Genomic DNA, 2594 nt, shown 5'->3' on the forward strand with positions numbered 1-2594 from the left:
AGCACGTTCATGTGGCCCGGCAGGCGGCCTGCGACCGGGTGGATGGCAAAGCGCACCTCCTTGCCCTTGGCCCGCAGGCGGCGGGTCAGTTCGGCGACGTTCTGCTGCGCCTGGGCCACCGCCATGCCGTAGCCGGGGATGATCACCACAGAGTCGGCCTCCTCCAGCGCCGCGGCCACGCCGTCGGCGTCGATGGCGATCTGCTCGCCCTCCACTTCCATCGCGGGACCGGTGGTGCCGCCGAAGCCGCCCAGGATCACGCTGACGAAGGAGCGGTTCATCGCCTTGCACATGATGTAGCTGAGGATCGCACCCGAGGAGCCCACCAGCGCGCCGACCACGATCAGCAGGTCATTGCCAAGCGAGAAGCCGATCGCCGCCGCGGCCCAGCCCGAGTAGCTGTTCAGCATCGACACCACCACCGGCATGTCGGCGCCGCCGATGCCCATGATCAGGTGGTAGCCGATGAACAGCGCCGCCAGGGTCATCAGCAAGAGCGGCAGGAAGCCGCCGGAGCTGAAGTACCAGATCAGGCAGAGGAAGGAGAGGCCTGCGGCGCTGGCGTTCAGCATATGGCCGCCCGGCAGCTTGGTGGCGGCCGAGGTGACCTTGCCCGCCAGTTTGCCGAAGGCAATCACCGAGCCGGTGAAGGTGATCGCACCGATGAAGATGCCGAGGAACAGCTCAACCCTTAAGAAAGAGATCTCCGCCGGGGTCTTCTTGGCAATCAGCTTGGCAAAGGTGCCGAGCTCATCGGTGCTGCCCGCGGCCACGGCCGCCGCCACATTGCCGATCTCGAAATGGGCGATGAAGCCGACGAACACCGCGGCCAGGCCGACCAGCGAGTGCATCGCGGCGACCAGCTGCGGCATCTCGGTCATCTGCACCCGCTTGGCGACATAGGTGCCGATGAGGCCGCCGCCCGCGATCAGCAGGACCGACAACAGCCACAAGCCGGAGCCGGGGCCGATGAGGGTGGCAAAGACCGCCAGCCCCATGCCCGCGATGCCGTACCAGACCGCGCGCTTGGCGCTTTCCTGGTTCGAAAGCCCGCCGAGGCTCAGGATGAAGAGAACAGCCGCAACGACATAGGCGGCGGTGGTGAAACCGTAATCCATTGGTCCGGCCCTTCTTTAAGATTTCTGGAACATGGCGAGCATGCGCCGGGTGACGAGGAATCCGCCGAAGATGTTGATCCCGGCCATGAAGACGCTGAGCGCCGCCAGGAGGATCACCAGGAAGCTGCCGGAGCCGATCTGCATCAGCGCGCCCAGGATGATGATCGAGGAGATCGCGTTGGTGACCGCCATCAGCGGCGTGTGCAGCGAGTGGGCAACGCCCCAGATCACCTGGAAGCCGACAAAGCAGGCCAGCGCAAAGACGATGAAGTGCTGCATGAAGCTCACCGGTGCAAAGAGGCCCACCAGCAGCAAGAGCGCGCCGCCGCCCGCCAGCATGGTGACCTGGCTCTTGGTCTGCGCCTTGAAGGCTTCGATTTCCTTGGCGCGCTTTTCCTCCGGGGTCAGTTCCGGCACCGTTTCCTTGGGCTTGGCCGCAATCGCCTGCACCTTGGGCGGCGGCGGCGGGAAGGTGATCTCGCCCTCAAACGCCACGGTGGCGCCGCGGATCACGTCATCCTCCATGTCGTGGTTGACCTGGCCGTCTTTTTCCGGCGTCAGGTCAGCCATCATGTGGCGGATGTTGGTGGCGTAAAGGCTCGAGGACTGCGCCGCCATCCGGGACGGGAAATCCGTATAGCCGATGATGGTGACGCCGTTGTCCGTGACGACTTTCTCGTCCTTCACCGTGCCCTCGACGTTGCCGCCGCGCTCGGCGGCCAGGTCGACGATCACCGAGCCCGGCTTCATCGCCGCGACCATGTCCTCCAGCCACAGCTTGGGCGCGTCGCGGTTGGGGATCAGCGCGGTGGTGATGACGATGTCCATCTCCGGCGCCAGCTCGCGGAACTTGGCGAGCTGCGCCTCGCGGAACTCGGGCGAGGAGACCGCCGCATAGCCGCCGGTGGCGGCGCCGTCCTGCTGCTCCTCCTCGAAGTCCAGATAGACGAACTCGGCGCCCATCGACTCGACCTGCTCGGCCACTTCGGGGCGCACGTCGAAGGCATAGGTGACAGCGCCAAGCGAGGTCGAGGTGCCGATGGCGGCCAGACCGGCCACGCCGGCGCCGACCACCAGGACCTTTGCCGGGGGCACCTTGCCCGCGGCGGTGATCTGGCCGGTGAAGAAGCGGCCGAAGTTGTTGCCCGCCTCGATGACGGCGCGGTAGCCCGCGATATTGGCCATCGAGCTGAGCGCGTCCATCTTCTGCGCGCGGGAGATCCGCGGCACCATTTCCATGGCGATGACATTGGCCTTTTTCGACTTGGCCAATTCCATGCCTTCTTCGTTCCCGGCCGGGTTGAAGAAGGAAATCAGCGTCTTGCCCTTGGTCAGCCGCTTCAGCTCGGTGGCGTCCGGCTGGCGCACCTTGGCGACGATGTCGCAGGCCTTCCACAGCGCCGCCGGGGTCTTGATGATCTCCACCCCCGCGGCCTCATAAGCCGCATCGGAAAACCCCGCCGCAGCCCCCGCCCC

2 protein-coding genes are annotated in these 2594 nt (G+C 66.0%); both read right to left on the reverse strand.

Going from position 1 to position 2594, the window contains the following annotated elements:
- Positions 1–1118: NAD(P)(+) transhydrogenase (Re/Si-specific) subunit beta (locus LHL23_RS23305; RefSeq protein ID WP_226431744.1), on the reverse strand; the 1118-nt coding region annotated here is incomplete at its 3' end.
- A 15-nt stretch (positions 1119–1133) separates the two neighbouring features.
- Positions 1134–2594 (reverse strand): Re/Si-specific NAD(P)(+) transhydrogenase subunit alpha (locus LHL23_RS23310; RefSeq protein ID WP_226431745.1); only part of this gene is annotated, 1461 nt, incomplete at its 5' end.

Origin of the sequence: Leisingera sp. McT4-56, assembly GCF_020514995.1 — a bacterium.
GTDB lineage: Bacteria > Pseudomonadota > Alphaproteobacteria > Rhodobacterales > Rhodobacteraceae > Leisingera > Leisingera aquaemixtae_A.